We start from the raw sequence: 17349 nt of genomic DNA, 5'->3' as shown, positions 1-17349 counted from the left end.
AGGTGCGATTCCATTGGACATAAGGTTCGCAAAACCACTTGAACTGAGATGCGACGCTTCTAAACTGACACCATATTCTTCATCGAAATTTCACCATCCTTAGGGTCGACGCCAAAGTGGGGATGAACCTTGAGGATCGTGACCAAGAGATCGTTGGACGGGTCTGTTGAAGCTTCGAAGGTGGGGTTCCAGGTCGCCCTGGGTCTGATCCTGGCGGATCTCGTCGTGATCGCCATGCATATCGTCCAGTGGGCGACGCATTTCGCCCCTCGCGGGTTCTCGCTGGGCGATGATCGAGGTTTCGGCGAGCGATTCCAGTACGCCAAGCTGCTGGCGTTGGTCGCGCTCCTGGCTCTCCTCCACCGGCGGCAGCAATGGCCGATCCACGCCGCGCTCGTCCTCGTCTTCGGATACCTCCTGGTCGACGACGCGCTGATGATTCATGAGCGTCTCGGCGAACACCTCGCCGAGCGGTACGCGCTGTCGCCGGCGTTCGGTCTTCGGGCAGTCGACTTCGGGGAGCTGATCGTCTCGGCCGTCGCTGGGTCGGTGCTGTTGGCCCAGCTGGGGCTGGCCTACTGGTTCGGCGGCTCGGAGGAGCGCGTGGTGGGGCGGAACTTCATTGGACTGCTTCTGCTGCTGGCCTTCTGCGGCGTCGGCTTCGACATGCTCCACATCATGCTGAGGGCTTTCGACAGCACGATGGAGATCCTGGAGGACGGCGGCGAGATGATCGCGGTCAGCTTGATGGTCGCCTACGCGGCCTCCCTGCATCATGGCGGCTCGACGAACGTCGAGGAAAGGCATCGCGAATGGGCCGCGACGGAGGTCGGGGCGTAATGCCTGGCGGACGGAATCGGTGGCCGTCCCCGGGGGATCGAATCGGGCTCGCGTCCGGGGCCCTTCGATGTCGAGGCCCCGGACGCGATGGATCCCTCCCTCACTGATCGGACGGCGGGGCGGTCACGCCTCGGCGGCCGTAGTAGAACATCGCCGCACCGAAGGCCATCATGACCAGGCCCCACCAGAGGTTGACGTTCAGGCCGAGCGACTTGGCGTACAAGTCGGGGTTCGTGAAGTGGGTCACGGCCCCGAAGCCGGCCATCAGGCCCCCCAGCGAGAGGAAGAGGAGCCCGATCGGGGTGCGGATGTCGAGATTCACGGCGTCGGCTCCTTAACGGAAGATGAGGTTGAGGGCGACGCTCAGCAGCACCACGACGACCCCCAGGAATTCGGGCTTCTTGTACCAGACCAGGGTCCGGTCGACGTCGTGCCTCGTCAGCGAGTAGACCAGGCCCTTCAGCTCGTCGTCGGGGCGCGGCCGGGTCAGCATGCTGACCACGATGGTCACGACGAAGCAGACGGTCCAGGCCCAGATGGCCGTCCAGAAATTCTGGGCCATCTCGTTGCGATAGGTGTGCGCGACAAACGCCCATCCCCCCTTCACGCCGGAAGCGGCCCCCGCCGGGAGCGTGAGTCCGTGGTGGATCGTCGCGGCGACGATCCCGGAGAGCAAGCCGTAGAACGCCCCGTGCGCCGTGGCCCGCTTCCAGAACATGCCGAGCAGGAAGGTCGCCAGGAGCGGGGCGTTGACGAAGGCGAAGACGAGCTGGAGCAGCTCCATGATGTTGTTGTACTGGGCCGCGATGTAGGCTGCGGCGATGGAAATGACCGTGCCGAAGAGCGTGGCGAAATGCCCCATCCAGAGGTAGTGCTTGTCGCTGGCCTGCGGCTTGATGTACGCCTGGTAGATGTCGAAGGTCCACACCGTGTTGAAGGCCGTGATGTTCCCGGCCATCCCCGACATGAAGCTCGCCAGCAAGGCCGTGAGCCCCAGGCCCAGCATGCCGGTCGGGAAGTAATACAGCAGCATGTTGGGGATCGCCAGGTCATAGTCGAGGACCGGCTTGCCGTTCGTGTCGACCTCGACCTCCCCGCTCGACGTCAGCTTGGCGGGGATGATCCCGATCCCGGGGGCGTGGCCCTCGTTCGCCCCCAGCCCGCCCGCCTCGGCGTTCGCCGGCGCGGCGGCCGGGGTTGGAAGTGACACCGCGATCAGGCCCGGGAGGATGACCAGGAACGGGAAGACCATCTTGGGCAGCGCGGCGATCAACGGGGTCCTTCGGGCCGACGTCATCGAGTCCGCCGCCATGGCCCGCTGGACCACGAGGAAGTCCGTGCACCAGTAGCCGAACGAGAGCACGAACCCCAGGCCCATCGCCAGCGCGAACCACTCCACCCCCAGAGGGTTGTTCTCCGCGTTCGTCATCCCCTGCCAGGCGTGGCCGAATCCCTTCAGCCCCTTCGCCTCCAGGCTCTCGATCATCCCGCTCCAGCCGCCCACGTTCTTCAACCCCAGGTAGACCAGGGGGAAGAAGCCGGCCACGATCAGGAAGAACTGGAGCACCTCGTTGTAGATCGCGCTCGTGAGCCCCCCCAGGTAGACGTACCCCAGGGTGATCAGCGCCGAGACGACGATGCTGAGGTGGAAGATCCAGCTCCTGGGCAGGCCCAGCGACTGCATGACCGGGTCGAAGATGTGCAGGCTCTCGATGAGCTTGGCCATCGCGTACATCGAAGCCCCCGACGACATCACGGTCATCGCGGCGAACGTGATCGCGTTGAGCCCCCGGGTCTTCTCGTCGAACCTCAGGCGAAGGTACTCCGGCACTGACCGGGCCCGCGAGCCGTAGTAGAACGGCATCATGAACAGGCCGACGAAGACCATCGCCGGGATCGCCCCCAGCCAGTAGAAGTGCGCGGTCGCGATCCCGTACTTCGCCCCCGAGGCGGCCATCCCAATGACTTCCTGGGCGCCCAGGTTCGCCGAGATGAACGCCAGCCCGGCCACCCAGGCCGGGATCGAGCGGCCCGAGAGGAAGAAGTCCGTGCTGGTCTTCATGTACCGCTTCAGCGCGAAGCCGATGCCGAGCACGAAGGCGAAGTAGATCACCATGATCAAGTAATCGATCCACGCCAAGCTTTGCATGCGTCTATCCTATGCCTTCGCACGGTCGGGTTCGGGACGGGGGCGGTCCGGCGCGTTCGGCCGAGGGAACGCCGCCGCGGGACGGCCGTCGGGGTGATGGAGTCGAGGGGTCAGCGCGCGGAGAACTTGTAGACGGTCGTCTGCCGGTAGGTCTCGCCGGGCCGGAGGACCGCGTTCGGGAAGTTCGGGTGGTGGATGGAGTCCGGGAAGTGCTGGGCTTCCAGGCAGAGGCCGTGATGCTTCTTGTAGGTCACGCCCGCCTTGCCGACGTTGGAGCCGTCCAGGAAGTTGCCGCTGTAGAACTGCACGCCGGGCTCGGTGGTGGTCATCTCCAGGACCCGGCCGGTCTTGGGGTCGTGGACCGTCGCCGAAGCGCCGGGCCTGCCGTCGAGGACGAAGTTGTGGTCGTAGCCGCCCGGGTCGCCGGTCATCTTGTCGATCCGCGCTCCGACGGCGGTCGGCCTGGTGAAGTCGAGCGGCGTGCCGGCGACGGGGGCGATCTCCCCCGTGGGGATCAGGGTGTCGTCGACCGGGGTGTAACGCGAGGCGACGAGCGTCAGCTCATGGTCGAGGATCGAGGCGTCGGTCCGGCCGCCCAGGTTGAAGTAGCTGTGGTTCGAGAGGTTGATCGGCGTGGCCTTGTCGGTGGTCGCCGTGTACTCGATCTTGAGGGCGTCGTCGGCGGTGACGGTGAAGGTCACGCTCACGTCGAGCTTCCCCGGGTAGCCCTCCTCGCCGTGGGGGCTGGTGTAGGTCATCTCGACGGCCGGTCCGTCGGCGGCCTGGAACGGCCGGGCCTTCCAGATCACCCGGTTGAAGCCCTTGCGGCCGCCGTGGAGCGAGTTCGGAGGGTTGTTGATCGCCAGCGAGTACTCCTCGCCGTCGAGCGTGAACTTCCCCTTGGCGATCCGGTTGGCGACCCGGCCGACGGTGGCCCCGAAGTAGGGGTGCTCGCCGAGGTAGCCTTCGAGCGAATCGAACCCGAGGGCCACGTCGTCGACCTTGCCGTCCCGGTCCGGGACCTCGATCGAGACGACCGTCGCGCCGTAGGTGGCGACCTTGACGGTGATCCGACCGTTCTGGAGCGTGTAAAGGTCGACCGTCTCGCCGTCCTTCGTCTTGCCGAAGTCCATCTTGCTCAACCCCTTGACGTCGCCGAGCGCGGGGCCCGGGGCGACGATCGCCAGCGAGAGGAGACACCCCAGGAGCGCGACGGGGGCACGCCCCGCGCCGGATGCGAACGCATTCATGTCGAAACCTCGCCATCCCCGAAGGGAGACCACGACCCGGGACCGGTGGGGTCGCGAAGGACCGCGCGTCGGGACGCGTCGGGATCGCGAAACGGACCCATCGTGACCAGCCCGGTGGCCGAAAGCAACCGAGTAGCGGCGCGGAGGGCCGGTTGGGACCGCGGCGGGGCCTCGCCCCCTGCGCGACTCCGGGATCCCGAGCGGGGATCCCGAGTCGAATCGTTGCAAGCGACTCGTCTTGACAGGATCGGGGTCGAGCCTATGTTGACGGGGCGTCAGCCGTCCTTCGCGGAAGCGGAGGGGGGCCGCGCAGGACGACCCGCCAGGAAGTCGATCGACTTCCGCACGGTGCGCTCGCATATGGACAGCGAGCATGGTCTCGACGCCGAGGTTCAGCACCTCAAGGAGATGAGATGACCCTACGATCCCGATCCCTCCGGATCACCGCCCTGCTCGCGATCGTCCTGGCCGCGCCCGTCGTCGCCCCCGCGGGCGTGATCGTCAACATCGACGCCCGCTACTACGGCTACGCCGAGAGCGCCACGATCCCGGCCGTGGGCGAGGTCGTCACGCCGGTCGTCGACGCCCCCGGCGGCCTCGCGAACCAGCTCATCCTGACCGCGGGGACCTACAAGGTCACCAACGCCTCCGGAGAGTTCGGGGCGCTCTTCGACGCGTTCCGCTTCAACGTGTCGACCGGCGAGTCCTGGGTCTGGAACTTCCTGATCACCAACGCCTCCGAAGGCAACAAGGCCGTCCTGTTCGGCGAGGGATCGGGCCTGGGGGCGACGGCGGAAGACGTGGCCGCCCAGTCGGCGGTCCAGGACTACTCCGCCACCTTCACGCTGACCAAGAACGCCGCGCTCAACTTCATGATCCGCGACTACTACCTCGGCGACAACGCCGGCGGCGTCTCGCTGCTGATCCAGCAGGTCGGCCCGATCATCCCGGTCGCCGTCCCCGAGCCCACCGGCCTGGTCCTCCTCGGCGTCGGCTCTCTGCTCGCCGCGGCGACGCTGGTCCGCCGCCGCTCGGCCTGATCGAAGGCGCGACAACGCCAAAAACGATCGAGGCTCCGTCGGGGATCGACCCCGCCGGAGCCTCGTCGCATCCTGCATCCACGCCGGGAGCCGATCAGAGCCAGACCTTCAATCGCGACCGCAGGGAATCGGGCAAGCGACGGTCGACGATCCGCTGGATGTGGTCGGGGTGCAGCCGGGTGCTGAAGTGCGAGGCCACGATCACCTCGTTCTCGAACCGATCGGCGCGGGCGATCAGGTCGTCCAGGTGGGTGTGGCCGTACTTGTGGATGACCGACGCCCGCTCGTTGGGCGCGACGAAGGTCATCTCCATGATGAGGATCTGCGCCCGGTAGGCTTCCGGGAAGCCGTCGAGCCCGGCCGGGGCGGTGTCGCCCATGTAGGCGACCTTGGGGATCCGGATCTCCGACGAGACCTCGACGCCGGAGAGGCGGATGTCGCGGATCTGCTCGCCGGAGAGGTCGTGGTATTCGGGCTTGAGCTTCTTGCGACGCTCCCAGACCAGGAACCCCAGCGACGGGATGGTGTGCCGCGTCGGGAAGGCCTTCACGACCAGCTCGCGCGACAGCTGGATCTCGTCGCCGGGCGCGACGCCGACGAGTTCGCAGGGCATGCGGCCCCGGTCCAGGCGCTGGAACGCGCGCAGGAGCTGGTGGACGCCGTCGACCGCGTCGGTCGGCAGGTAGATCGTCGGCGGCTCCATCTTCATCATCCGGCGGCGGGCGACGAGGACGGGCAGGGCGGCGATGTGGTCCAGGTGGGCGTGCGAGACGAACCAGTTGGGCGTGGTCATGAACGACCACGGCTGGACCCCCAGGTCGAAGCCGAGCTTCAGCTCCGGCACCCGCCAGTACGTCTGGACGGCGGCCCGGGAATAGCCCTCGATCGTCAGGCCCTTGTGGGACATCGTGCGCACGGGCGCGTTGTCCACGGGGTGATCGAGCGACTCCACATCCGATTCGATATCGACCGACACCCTACTCTCCTTCGGCACGACGCGGGGGGCATGGCGGACAGGCATCCCCGTATTATAAACAAACGAAGTACGGCCTGAACACGGCGGCCTGGGCCGCCGGGCCGCGCTCGAACTCGGGAGTCGGCGTCATGATCGGGAGCGTGCGGGTGTTCGGCCCCGCCTACCTGGACCGTGTCCTCCGAGTCGACCGTCGGCTGCTCGACGCGTCGTCCGGCCCGCCCCTGGATCAGAGCGTCGAGGGCCGCCTAGGGTTCGGCGAGGTGGACGGGGGCTCCCTGACGCTCGTGGACCCGACGGGGGCGGCCCTCGCCGTCGACCTCCCGGAGGGCTGGCCTGGTCCTTGCGGCGACGTGGCCCTCGACCGCCCCCTCGGCGCGCCTCCCGGCATCCGATCCGAGGTCCGTGCATCGGACTGGGACGACCAGCTCGGGGGCATGGGGGCCGGATTCGCCGCCGCGCTCGGGGGCGAGCTGGTCGCGGCCCTCGGGCCGGAACACGACGCGACGAGCCGGGCCGTGGCCGGGCTGCTTGCTCGCCACGGCGTCGCCGGCCGTCGGATCCGGACGGCCGGTCCGGCCGACTGGACGCTCCTGATCTCAAGCGGCGAGCACGGGGATAAGCTCGCCGTCGGGTTCCGCGGCTGCCACGCGGCGCTCGGGCCGGAGGACGTTCGGCCGTCGCTCGGCGAATCGTGCGACGTGCTCGTCGTCGCGGGCCTGTCCAATCGGCTCTCGGCCGAGATCCTGACGGCGCCCGGCCCGGCCTTGCGGGTCTTCGCGCCGGCGATGCGGAACATGCTCGAACGCGACTTCCCATTGCGGAGGGCGATCGGCCCGGTCGACCTGCTGTGTTGCAACCGCGCGGAATGGGACGCGTTGGAGGATCGCGAAGAGGTCGCGGCCCGGCTCACGATCCTGGTCGTGACCGAGGGGGCGTCGGGGGCCTGGGCCCGGTTCACCGATCCGCAGGGGGAGTCGCGGCGGCTCCAGGTCGGGGCGTTCCCGAGGGCCCGGCCGTCCCGCGACACGAATCGAGCCGGGGAGGCCTTCGCCGCCTTCCTGATCACGACGTTGCTGGAGCGGGGCTGGCGGCCGTCCTCGTGCACCGCGGCGGTCGTCGACGTCGCCGCGGCGATGCGCCGGGCCTCGGCCGCGTCGGCGTTGGTGCTGGATTGGGTCGGGTTCGGCTTCCCCTCGGCCGCCGAGGTCGACGCCGCGCTGTCGCGAGGGATCGTCGACTGAAATCGGCCTTCCGGGTACAATGGCCGATCGCCCCTCCCGGACGCGCCGGTCGGGGCGTCCACCGGACGGTTGCGAGAGGGTCGGCCGATGACGCGACGTAACGTGATGTTCGCCCTGGCGGGGCTGGTCGCCGGCATCCTCGCCGCGGCGAGGATGCCGCTGCACGCCCAGCGGCCCCCCCAGGAGCACGCGGTCGAGCCGCCGGCGGCCGTCGGGACCGCCGCCGTCCCCCAGGTCGAGGGGAGGCCCACGCTCCAGGACGCCCTCCTGCGCCCCTACACGTTCGACTTCGGCAAACCGACGGCCCTCGATCAGGTCGCGAAGCGCCTCTCCCAGGATCTGGGAGGCGAGGTCGTCCTCGACCTCGCCGCGCTCGATCGGCTGGACGTCCGCAAGGAGGACACGGTCGAGCTGGAGCTGAAGGGGAGCCGGCTCAAGACCGGCCTGAAGCTGCTGCTCGACCAGGTGGAGCTGACCTATCGGGTCATCCCGGAGGACAACCTCATGATCCTGACCGACGCCGAGGGCTCTGAAGACCCCCTGGACAAGGTCTGGGCCGAGATGGGGCACATGCACCGCGAGCTTCACGACATGCAGGACGCCCTCGACGAGATTCTCGACCGGGCCGACTCGAACGACGGGCTCCAGCTTCGACAGCCGACGATCATCGACCCCATGCCCGGCATGCCCGGGGCCGAACCCGGCGATCCGGGCGCCGACCCCGTGCCCCCGGACGAGGCCCCCGAGCCGGCCCCGACGAGGCGTCCCCGCACGCGGCTCTGAGCGGGGTCAGGGGGTCCGTTTCTCGCGCTTCCAGGCGGCCATCCGGGCGGCGGCGCGGACGGCCTCGATGAGGCTCCTCGGGTCGGCGACCCCTCGCCCGGCGATGTCGAAGGCCGTCCCGTGCGCGACGCTGGTGCGGATGATCGGCAGCCCGAGCGTGATGTTCACACCTCGCCAGAACCCGACGGTCTTGAGCGCGATGTGCCCCTGGTCGTGGTACATCGCCACGACCGCGTCGAAGGAGCCGGTCAAGGCGTCGCGGAAGAGGGTGTCGTTCGGATACGGGCCCGAGGCGTCGACGCCCTCCTCGCGGGTCTGGAGCACGGCGGGGCGGATGATGCGGATCTCCTCGTCGCCGAAGAGCCCGTTCTCGCCCGCGTGGGGGTTGAGCGAGGCGACGGCGATCCGGGGCCGACGCCCGGCCGTCAGCGGCCGCAATGCACGGTCGGCGAGCCGGATCTTGGCGGCGACGGACTCGACCGTGATCGCGGCGAACACGTCCCGGAGCGCCATGTGGAGCGTGACGTGGACCACGCCCAGGCCCTGGCTCTTTCGCGGGTCCTCGGCCGCGTCATCGGAGGGCAGATAGAGCATCATCGCGTGGTCGGGCGTCCCGCAGCGCTCGGCGAGGATCTCGGTGTGTCCCGGGTGCGCGACGCCCGCGAGGTGCAGCGACTCCTTGTTCAGCGGCAGGGTCGCGATCGCGTCGATCCTCCCCGCGAGGGCCAGGTCGACCGCGTGCACGAGGTAGTCGTAGGCCGCGCGGCCGGCGCGCGGGTCGACCTGCCCGGGAAGGACGGTCGACACGTCCGCCGCGCCCGGCGGCTCCAGGCAGGGGATGCAGAGCGGCGAGGGGTCGGCTTGCTCCGGCGTGGCGATCGATTGCACGCGCGCGGGGCCGTCGACCAACTCGGCCGCCCGGCGGAGGACCTCCGGGGCGCCGACGACGAACGGCAGGCAGAGGGCGTGGAGCGTGGGATCGCTCCAGGCGCGGGCGGCGACTTCGGGCCCGACGCCGGCGGCGTCTCCCAGGGTGAGTGCGATCTTCGGTCGGTCCATGTCGGCGATTCTCGGTCCGCGGCAGGTCGATTCTCCTCGACCCTTATTATAGGGGCGGAACGGCCCGCCCGCTCGAAGCCGTCGCGTCGGCTGGTCATCGGCGGGGGGGATGGGTTAAGATTCAAGGCCATGACCCGCGTCCGGCGCAGCCGGTCGCGTCGGCCTTCGCCTTGGCTCGCGAGCGATCCGAACGCCATTCCTCCAGTCGCGCGACCAGACGGTTCCGGCCATTCGACGAACCCCTCGCGGGAGCCCCGCCGATGCTCAATCAGGAACTCAAGGACGCCGTCGTCTCCCGGGTCCTCACCAAGGTCCGGACCCCCGGCCAGTACGTCGGGGGCGAGCTGAACAGCGTCCCCAAGGACCACCGGACGGTCGCCGGGACGGTCTGCCTGGCGTTCCCGGACACCTACGCCCTGGGGATGAGCCACCACGGGATGCAGGTCCTCTACAGCCTGATGAACGACCGCGGCTGGGCCTGCGAGCGGGCGTACGCCCCCTTGCCCGACTTCGAGGCCGCCATGCGGGCCGAGGGCCTGCCGCTCTACGGGCTGGAAACCTTCACCCCGCTGAACCAGTTCGACGTCCTGGGCTTCTCGCTCCAGTACGAGATCTCCTACACCAACGTCCTGACGATCCTCGACCTGGGCGGCATCCCCCTGCACGCCGAGGACCGCGACGCCGACGACACGCTCGTCATCGCCGGCGGCCCGGGGGGCCAGAACCCGGAGCTGCTCGCCCCTTACGTCGACCTGTTCGTGATGGGTGACGGCGAGCCCAGCCTGCCGATCGTCTGCGAGCAGTGGCGGGCCCTGCGGGACTCGGGGCTCTCGCGCGAGGAGAAGCTCGCGCGGATCGCCGGGGCGGTGACCTGGGCGTACGTCCCCCGCTTCTACGAGCCGGTCTACGCCGAAGACGGGACGATCGCCGAGATCCGCCGCCTCCGCGACGACGTGCCCGCCGGCATCCGCCCCTGCGTCATCCAGGATCTGGAAGGTTCGCCGCTGCCGACGAAGCCGGTCGTCCCGTTCGTCGAGACGGCGCACGACCGGATCGCCATCGAGATCATGCGCGGCTGCCCCTGGCAGTGCCGTTTCTGCCAGAGCACGGTCATCAAGCGGCCGATGCGGTATCGGACCGTGGAGACGATCGTCGAGTCCGCCCTCGAATCGTACCGGAACACCGGATACGACGAGATCAGCCTGCTCTCGCTGTCGACGAGCGACTATCCCGACTTCGAGCGGCTCGTCACCCGGATGAGCGAGGTCTTCACGCCGCTGGGGGTCAAGATCTCGCTCCCCAGCCTGCGGATCACCGAGACGCTCAAGAAGATCCCCGCTCTGCTGCAGGAGGGACGGCGGAGCGGCCTGACGCTCGCGCCCGAGGTCGCCCGCGACGACATGCGGGCCCAGATCCGCAAGCCGATCAACAACCAGGACCTGTACGACGGCTGCGCCGAGGCGTTCCGGCGCGGCTGGCGGAAGGTCAAGCTCTACTTCATGTGCGGACTCCCCGGCGAGCGCCCCGCCGACCTCGACGGCATCATCGAGATGGCCGAGACCATCGCCCGCATCGGCAAGGAAGTCACCGGGCGGTTCGCCGACGTCACCGCCAGCGTCTCGAACTTCGTCCCCAAGCCCCACACGCCGTATCAGTGGAATGGGATGAAGGACCGAGAGTACTTCCACTGGGCCCACAAGTACTTGAAGTCGCGGGTCAGGATGCGCTCGGTCACGGTCAAGGTCCACGACGTCGAGCGCAGCCTCCTGGAAGGCATCCTGACGCGGGGCGACCGCCGCGTGGCCGCCGCGATGGAAGAGGCCTGGCGCCGCGGGGCGCGGCTCGACGCCTGGACCGAATACTTCGACCCCTCGCTCTGGTGGAAGACGTTCGAGGACCTGGGAATCGAGGTCCCCTTCTACAGCCAGCGCGAGCGGCCCGTGGAGGAGGTCCTCCCCTGGGACCACATCCACATCAAGTACGGACGCGACTATCTGGCGAAGGAGCAGAACCGCGCCGTGGTCCAGCTCGAATCCATGGCCGGTGCCGTCTGACGACGAGTGGAGGGTCATCCCATGTCGATCGCCTCGAATCCTCGCCTGATGACCGCCGAGGAGTTCCTGCAGGCCGATCTCGGCGACGGCCAGTTCGAACTCGTCCGGGGGGAGGTCGTCCGCTTGTCGCCGCCGCTCTACGAACACGGCTTCATCTGCTCGAATCTGACGTTCCACCTCGGATCGTACGCGCGCCGCACCGGATTTGGACATACCGCGTCGAACGATACTTCCGTACAGACCCAGCGCGGCCCCGATACGGTCCGCGGCCCCGACGTGCTCTTCTTCAGCAACGCGCGGTGGCCGAAGCCGAAGCCGGCCGCGGTGATCCCGCCGATCGCCCCCGACGTGGCGGTCGAGGTGGTCTCGCCGGGCGACCGCCGCGGCGAGATCGAGGCGAAGGTCGGCGAGTACCTGGCCGCCGGGACGCTGGCCGTGTGGGTGGTCTACCCCCGGAAGCGATCGGTCGTCATCCATCGCGACCCCGAATCCCCGCCGGACGTCCTCAAGGACGGCGACGCCATCGACGACCAGCCGGAGCTGCCGGGGTTCCGATGCCTGGTCTCGGAAATCTTCGACGGCTGAGAGGGAGAACGACGAAATGTCGATCGCATCGAAGCCGCGCCTGATGACCGCCGAGGAGTTCATGAAGGCCGACCTCGGCGAGGGGCTGCATGAACTCGTCCGAGGGGAGGTCGTCGACGTGACGCCGCCGCCGAATACCGAGCACGGATTCGTTTGCGCCAATCTGACGTACTACCTGAGCGACTTCGCCCGTCGCACGGGGCTGGGCTACTGCCTCTCGAACGACTCGGCCGTCCAAACGACGCGAGGGCCGGATACGGTCCGGGGGGCGGACGTGTGCTTCTACAGCGAGGCCAGGCAGCCGCGTTCTCAGGTCGGCTCGAAACTGAGTCCCATCGCCCCCGACCTCGTGATCGAGGTCGTCTCCCCCGGCAACCGCCGCGGGGAGATGTTTGCGAAAGTCGCGGAGTACCTGGACGCCGGCGTCCTCGCCGTCTGGCTGGTCTACCCGCGCGAGCGTTCGGTCGTCATCCACCGTGAGCGTGAGACGGCACCCGTCGTCCTGAAAGAAGGCGACGCGATCGAGGACCAGCCCGAGCTTCCAGGATTCCGCTGCCAGGTCTCGGACCTCTTCGCGTGAAAAGAACAGCCATTCTCGCGAGCCTGGCGCTCTTCGCCGCGATCGCCTGGAGCGTCGTCGTCCGGGTTCCCCTGATCGTGAACGCCCCGACGCACCTGGACAGCGACCTGGCCGTCGACGGGCTGACGCTCCGCGAGGCCGTGACCGGTCATTGGCGATGGCACTATCCCGGCACGCCCTACATGGGGACGGGGGCCGTCCTGCTGAGCTATCTCCCGGCGAAGGCCTGGGGCGCATCGCCCGCCACGCTGGTCGTCGGCGGCACGCTCGCCTACGTCCTGCTGGTCGCCGGCGTCTTCGCGGCGGCCTGGGCCGGGTTCGGCCCGAGGGTCGCGGCGTGGAGCCTGCTCCCGCTCGCCTTCGCCTCCACCGGGACGATCTGGCTCACCGGGCGGATCACCGGCGGCCACATGCTTGCCGCGGCGTGGAGTGCGGGGGCGTGGCTGATCCTGGCCTGGCTCATCCGAAAGGGGGGGCGGTGCGGGGTGCTTCTTCTGGGCCTCTGGTGCGGCCTGGGGCTGTGGCACGACTCGATGTTCCTGATGACGCTGATCGGGCTCGTCACCGCAGGGGTTCTCGCCGCGATCGCGACCCGAGGCGGTCGGTCGACCCGGGCGACGACCGCTTGCGGGCTCTTGCTGCTGCTCGGTTTCGCGATCGGCGTCGCGCCCAGGCCGATCGGCCGGGCGCTCGAACCGCACGACGCTTACAACGAGCAGTTCGCCTGGAGCCTCGACCCCGCCTTGCTCCGGGAGCACGCTGGGATCCTGTTCCTCGACTGCCTCCCACGCCTGATCGCCGGGCATCGCCTGCCGGGCCTGGAGGCCGATCCCGACCCGGCCCTGCTGGGCGGTGGGGCCCCGGTCCGGCGGGCGGGATCGCGCGGCGCCGAGGCCGGCTGGGTCGCCGTGGCAACGACGGGCCTGACGTCGATCCTGGTCGTCGTCACGATGGGGATGGTCGCGGGGAAAGCCGTCCTACGGGGGGAACTCGCCGGCCGCGCGATCGCCGCGGGCCTGCTGACCTCCTCGGCCGCGATCCTCGCCGCGTTCGTCGCCAACCGGAACATCTTCAACGCCGACAATTACCGATACCTCGTCCTGCTGCTGATCCCCTGGTCCCTTGGGGTCGGCCTCACGCTGGACGCGCTGTCGAGGCGGTCGCCGGAGGGCCTCGTGACGGCCCTGGCGATCGCGATCGCGTTCGGGCTCGCGTTCACGATGGACGGGGCCGCGTGGTATCGTCGTCTGGGCTGGCTCGACGAGCGCGGGAAGATCGTCCGCCGGACGGTCGACGACCCCGCCCTCCGGTGGCTCGACGCGCATCCCGAGGTCGACGCCTTCGCGGCCGGCTACTGGGACGCGTATCGCCTGGCGTTCCTGAGCGGGCGTCCGCTGCGGGGCGTGCCCCACCCAATCTACCCGAACCGATTCCCCGAGTGGTCGCGGGGGCTCCCAGGCGGCCGGCCGGCGGTGCTGATCGCTCGGCCGACGATCGAGGACCGGAGATTCTTGGACCAGGCGCTCGCCGAAGGCGGCCGGGCGCTCCACCGCGAGCGGGGCACGACGATCGCGTCCCGTCCGCCCGCCCAGGCCGAATGAGCAGCGAGGACGTTTCGTGTCGCAACCGGAGCCGGGCGTCGCCGTCGCCGAGATCGAGGCCGAGTCGAGCTGGTTCCGGCCGCCGCGATGGGGGCCCCGCGACCTCGCGGCGCTGGCTGTCTGGACGGCCGGCCTCTGCTGGATCTTCCGCGACGCCGTCTTCCTCCGCGGGGCCTTCTTCTACTTCGACGTGACCGAGATCAACTACCCCTACCGTCACTTCTTCGCCGAGGAGCTGAGGGCGGGCCGGTTCTCGCGCTGGTGCCCCTGGCTCTACTGCGGGATGCCCCTCTTCAGCGAGAGCCAGGCGGGCTATCTCCACCCGCTCAAGTATCTGCTCTATCCCTGGATGGAGACCTGGAAGGCGTTCAACCTCGACACCGTGCTGTCGATCTGGCTCGCCGGCGCGGGGACTTACGGCTGGCTCCGGCGACACGTCGGCCCGGCCGGGGCTCTGACCGGGGCCGCGCTGTTCGGGGCGGGCGGCTTCACCTGGGCCCACCTCGTCCACACGAGCATGATCAACGCCCTGGCGAGCGTCCCGTTCGTGATCTGGGCGCTCGAATGGTCCTGGGGCTCGGGACGGTGGCGAGGCGTCGCGCTGGGGGCCTTCGCGCTGGCCTGCCAGGTCTTCGCCGGCCATCTCCAGGACGTCATCCTCTGCTCGGGGATGGTCGGCTTCTACGGGCTCTTCCGGGCGGCGACCTCGGCGGATCGGGCCGAGGCCCGGAACGTCCTCGCGCGGACGTTCGGCTTAGTCGCCCTGGGCGTCCTGCTCTCGGCCGTGCAGTGGGTCCCGTCGAAGGAGCTGCTGGATCGTTCCCCGCGGGCCGGGGGGTTGAGCTACGACGAGTTGACTTACGGGTCGTGGAGCCCCGAGCTGCTGCCGACCCTCGTCGTGCGCGAGGCCTACGGCACCCGCGCCCGCGACACCGACTGGATGGACGGCTTCTACCCCTACCACGAGATGAACGCCTACCTCGGGCTGCTCGGCCTCGCGCTCGCGGTCGTCGGCGCGGCGGGGCCGGGGGGGCGGGACCGCTGGACGACCTGCTTCGCCCTGCTGACGATCACCGGCGGCCTGCTGATGCTCGGTCGGTTCACCTTCCTGTTCGACTACGCCAACCGGATCCCGATCGCCGGCAGCTCGCGCGAGCCGGTCCGGCTGCACCTGTGGGTCTCGCTGGGCGTCGCCGCCCTGGCGGCGGTCGGAGTGGAGCGGCTCCAGCGGCCGGGCGTGGTCAGCCTGCGTGCGGCCCTGTCGCTCGTCGGCCTGCTCGTCGTGGCCTCGCTGCCCATCCTCGCTTACGTCTATTCGCCCGTCTGGACCGATCCCCGGCGCTGGGCGACGCCGTACCACCTGGACCGTTACCGCTGGCTCGGCCGCGAGTTGCTGGTCGGGGCCGCACGGACCGGAATCCTGACGATCGTGGGTCTGATGCTGGCTCACCGAGCTGCGCGAACCGCGGACGGAAAGATCCGCTCGCGAACGGCCGCCCTCCTGCCGGTGCTGGTCCTGGCCGACCTGCTGGGCTCCCACGCCGTCGACCCGGTCACGGTCGCTCCCGAGTACTGGACCTCGCCGCCGGAGACGGTCAAGCGGCTCAGGTCCGACCCGACGTTCATCCGCGTCTACGGCAAGGGCGACCGGAGCGCGGGGGAGCCGGGGTACGCCTCCGAGCCGATCGACTTTTTCAAGGCCCGGGACGCCCTGGACTGGAGCCTGCCCGCCGCCTGGGGCCTGGCCTCGGCCAAGGGCGAGACGCCGATGATCCCGAGGCGGATCCTGGACTACTTCGACCATACCCAGTACAAGGCGGGACGATTCGACCTCGACAGCGTGAGCCACGTCGTTACGGGCCGGGGCCTTCGTTCCGTCTTCGTCCCCAACGAGCCGGCGGGCGAGGCGTTCCTCCACGTCAATCCGAACGCCCGCCCCCGCGCCCGTCTGGAGGGCCGGCCGATCTACGCCTCGGGCCGCGAGGAGGCCGTGGAGACCCTGACCCGGTTGGGGCCGGAGGTGCAGGAGCGGCTGGTGGTCGAGGACCCCGCGCGTCCGCTCGACGAGGCGGCGCAGGTCGCGGGGACCGCGACGATCGAGGTGGATCTCCCCGAAGAGGTCGTCGTCTCGGTCGTCGCCGAGACCCCCGCCTACCTCGTGCTGGCCGACACGTTTGACCCCGGCTGGTCGGCGACCGTCGACGGCAAGCCTGCGGCGATCGCGCCGGCATATGTCGCTTTCCGTGCGGTCTACCTGGAGCCGGGGCCGCACCGGGTCGTCTTTCGATACTCACCGGCGGGGTTCACGGCGGGGCTGGCCGCGACGGCGTTCGGAGGGCTGCTCGCCCTGGCGATGATGGTCCGCCCCGGAAGGAGGGCGGCCTCGGCGGATCACCAGGACCTGCCCGCGGCGGGGCGCCTGCGGCGAGCCTGGCTGATCGCGGCGGCGATCGTCGTCCTGGCGTCCATCCCCCGGATCGGCCCGGACGGGCTCGGCGTTCAGGCCCGTTGGAAGCGCGCCTGGCACGGCTTCACCTGGGGGGCCGGGATCGAGGCCATGCACGAGAACCGACGTTGAACGCGGTGGTCGAAACGGCGGACCGGGCGGAGTTGACGGGAGGTCCGGGTGGGTGCGGCGGGAAGGGCCGTGTCGGGGCCGGAAAGGTCGGGGAAGGGATTGTATTCCGAGGCGGGTTCGCCTATTGTGGTTCACTTGAAGTGTAGAGGGTTTCACAAGATCGGCTTTCACAGCGAAGGCCGGGGTTTTGGGGCGAGCGATGGCGATCACGAAGGAGAAGAAGCAGGAACTGATCGGGTCTTTCAGCCGGGGCGATCAAGATACGGGCTCGCCGGAGGTGCAAATCGCCCTCCTGACCGCCCGCATCAACGATCTCACCGACCACTTCAAGACGCATAGCAAGGACCACGCCAGCCGCCGCGGGCTGCTGATGATGGTTTCCAAGCGGTCAGGCCTGCTCAAGTATCTGCGGCTTCACGATCGGAAGAAGTATCTCGAACTGATCAGCCGCCTGGGCATCCGCAAGTAACGCGAAGGGGATCGCCCCACGCCGTGACCCGGTCGATCGGCCCCTCGCGCGAGCGGCGACGGCGCTTCGCTCCTGACGACGAGGGCCGTCGGATCGTCCCGAGTGATCGGCGGGCAGCGAGTTCCTCGCGGTTGCGAGCGTGCG

Annotated in this window: 15 protein-coding genes; 10 read left to right on the top strand and 5 right to left on the bottom strand. The window is 69.2% G+C overall.

From position 1 onward, the window contains the following. Positions 1-180 precede the first annotated feature (180 nt). Positions 181-840: a hypothetical protein gene (locus G6O68_RS01635; protein ID WP_165244088.1), complete on the top strand. Its 660-nt coding sequence runs from the start codon at positions 181-183 to the stop codon at positions 838-840. Positions 841-940: 100 nt separating this feature from the next. On the opposite strand, the gene G6O68_RS01630 is transcribed toward G6O68_RS01635, so the two are convergent. The 3 genes from G6O68_RS01630 to G6O68_RS01620 all read right to left on the bottom strand — a co-directional run bounded on the left by G6O68_RS01630 (position 941) and on the right by G6O68_RS01620 (position 4239). Continuing rightward, a complete protein-coding gene (locus G6O68_RS01630; RefSeq protein ID WP_165244086.1) occupies positions 941-1162 on the bottom strand; it encodes a hypothetical protein in 222 nt (73 codons plus the stop codon). Between the two features lie 12 nt (positions 1163-1174). Beyond that, positions 1175-2989, bottom strand: a complete 1815-nt coding sequence (locus G6O68_RS01625) for a sodium:solute symporter family protein (RefSeq protein ID WP_165244085.1) — start codon at positions 2987-2989, stop codon at positions 1175-1177. A gap of 110 nt (positions 2990-3099) precedes the next feature. Then, on the bottom strand, positions 3100-4239 hold the full coding sequence (locus tag G6O68_RS01620) for an aldose epimerase family protein (RefSeq protein WP_206107984.1): 1140 nt from the start codon (positions 4237-4239) through the stop codon (positions 3100-3102). 413 nt (positions 4240-4652) lie between these two features. Between G6O68_RS01620 and G6O68_RS01615 the strand changes: the two genes are divergently transcribed. Next, positions 4653-5279 carry a PEP-CTERM sorting domain-containing protein gene (locus tag G6O68_RS01615; protein ID WP_165244084.1) on the top strand — a complete coding sequence of 209 codons (627 nt, stop codon included), beginning with the start codon at positions 4653-4655 and terminating at the stop codon, positions 5277-5279. A gap of 94 nt (positions 5280-5373) precedes the next feature. Here G6O68_RS01615 and G6O68_RS01610 read toward each other — a convergent pair whose 3' ends face one another. Beyond that, positions 5374-6186 (bottom strand): MBL fold metallo-hydrolase, encoded by an 813-nt coding sequence (locus G6O68_RS01610; RefSeq protein ID WP_390625343.1) that lies wholly within the window; start codon positions 6184-6186, stop codon positions 5374-5376. Between the two features lie 197 nt (positions 6187-6383). Between G6O68_RS01610 and G6O68_RS01605 the strand changes: the two genes are divergently transcribed. After that, positions 6384-7496 carry a PfkB family carbohydrate kinase gene (locus G6O68_RS01605; RefSeq protein ID WP_165244080.1) on the top strand — a complete coding sequence of 371 codons (1113 nt, stop codon included), beginning with the start codon at positions 6384-6386 and terminating at the stop codon, positions 7494-7496. Between the two features lie 87 nt (positions 7497-7583). Beyond that, positions 7584-8279: a hypothetical protein gene (locus G6O68_RS01600; RefSeq protein WP_165244078.1), complete on the top strand. Its 696-nt coding sequence runs from the start codon at positions 7584-7586 to the stop codon at positions 8277-8279. 6 nt (positions 8280-8285) lie between these two features. On the opposite strand, the gene pdxA is transcribed toward G6O68_RS01600, so the two are convergent. Next, complete coding sequence (gene pdxA, locus G6O68_RS01595; protein ID WP_165244076.1) at positions 8286-9338, bottom strand: 4-hydroxythreonine-4-phosphate dehydrogenase PdxA; 1053 nt, start codon at positions 9336-9338, stop codon at positions 8286-8288. Positions 9339-9598: 260 nt separating this feature from the next. Here pdxA and G6O68_RS01590 point away from each other — a divergent pair, with 260 nt between their 5' ends. The 6 genes from G6O68_RS01590 (at position 9599) to rpsO (ending at position 17205) form a co-directional block, all read left to right on the top strand. Then, a complete protein-coding gene (locus tag G6O68_RS01590) occupies positions 9599-11392 on the top strand; it encodes a TIGR03960 family B12-binding radical SAM protein (RefSeq protein ID WP_165244074.1) in 1794 nt (597 codons plus the stop codon). A 21-nt stretch (positions 11393-11413) separates the two neighbouring features. Next, positions 11414-11977, top strand: a complete 564-nt coding sequence (locus G6O68_RS01585; protein ID WP_165244072.1) for a Uma2 family endonuclease — start codon at positions 11414-11416, stop codon at positions 11975-11977. A gap of 16 nt (positions 11978-11993) precedes the next feature. Further along, a complete protein-coding gene (locus G6O68_RS01580; RefSeq protein WP_165244070.1) occupies positions 11994-12557 on the top strand; it encodes a Uma2 family endonuclease in 564 nt (187 codons plus the stop codon). Beyond that, complete coding sequence (locus G6O68_RS01575; RefSeq protein ID WP_165244068.1) at positions 12554-14158, top strand: hypothetical protein; 1605 nt, start codon at positions 12554-12556, stop codon at positions 14156-14158. Before G6O68_RS01580 ends, G6O68_RS01575 begins: the two co-directional genes overlap by 4 nt. Before the next feature lie 16 nt (positions 14159-14174). Continuing rightward, positions 14175-16736, top strand: coding sequence for a YfhO family protein (locus G6O68_RS01570; RefSeq protein ID WP_240910936.1), 2562 nt, complete (start codon positions 14175-14177; stop codon positions 16734-16736). A 199-nt stretch (positions 16737-16935) separates the two neighbouring features. After that, positions 16936-17205, top strand: coding sequence for a 30S ribosomal protein S15 (gene rpsO / locus G6O68_RS01565; RefSeq protein ID WP_165244066.1), 270 nt, complete (start codon positions 16936-16938; stop codon positions 17203-17205). Positions 17206-17349: the final 144 nt, after the last annotated feature.

The sequence above is a fragment of the Paludisphaera soli genome (genome assembly GCF_011064595.1).
In the GTDB taxonomy this organism is placed as follows: domain Bacteria; phylum Planctomycetota; class Planctomycetia; order Isosphaerales; family Isosphaeraceae; genus Paludisphaera; species Paludisphaera soli.
This window is presented reverse-complemented; position numbering and strand designations above follow the sequence as displayed.

What these genes read in the sequence shown, in the direction of transcription:
- G6O68_RS01585 (WP_165244072.1), top strand. Translation starts at nt 11,414, where the DNA reads ATGTCGATCGCCTCGAATCCTCGCCTGATGACCGCCGAGGAGTTCCTG.
- G6O68_RS01620 (WP_206107984.1), bottom strand. Translation starts at nt 4,239, where the DNA reads ATGAATGCGTTCGCATCCGGCGCGGGGCGTGCCCCCGTCGCGCTCCTG.
- G6O68_RS01580 (WP_165244070.1), top strand. Translation starts at nt 11,994, where the DNA reads ATGTCGATCGCATCGAAGCCGCGCCTGATGACCGCCGAGGAGTTCATG.
- G6O68_RS01600 (WP_165244078.1), top strand. Translation starts at nt 7,584, where the DNA reads ATGACGCGACGTAACGTGATGTTCGCCCTGGCGGGGCTGGTCGCCGGC.
- pdxA (WP_165244076.1), bottom strand. Translation starts at nt 9,338, where the DNA reads ATGGACCGACCGAAGATCGCACTCACCCTGGGAGACGCCGCCGGCGTC.
- G6O68_RS01610 (WP_390625343.1), bottom strand. Translation starts at nt 6,186, where the DNA reads ATGTCCCACAAGGGCCTGACGATCGAGGGCTATTCCCGGGCCGCCGTC.
- rpsO (WP_165244066.1), top strand. Translation starts at nt 16,936, where the DNA reads ATGGCGATCACGAAGGAGAAGAAGCAGGAACTGATCGGGTCTTTCAGC.
- G6O68_RS01615 (WP_165244084.1), top strand. Translation starts at nt 4,653, where the DNA reads ATGACCCTACGATCCCGATCCCTCCGGATCACCGCCCTGCTCGCGATC.
- G6O68_RS01605 (WP_165244080.1), top strand. Translation starts at nt 6,384, where the DNA reads ATGATCGGGAGCGTGCGGGTGTTCGGCCCCGCCTACCTGGACCGTGTC.
- G6O68_RS01590 (WP_165244074.1), top strand. Translation starts at nt 9,599, where the DNA reads ATGCTCAATCAGGAACTCAAGGACGCCGTCGTCTCCCGGGTCCTCACC.
- G6O68_RS01625 (WP_165244085.1), bottom strand. Translation starts at nt 2,989, where the DNA reads ATGCAAAGCTTGGCGTGGATCGATTACTTGATCATGGTGATCTACTTC.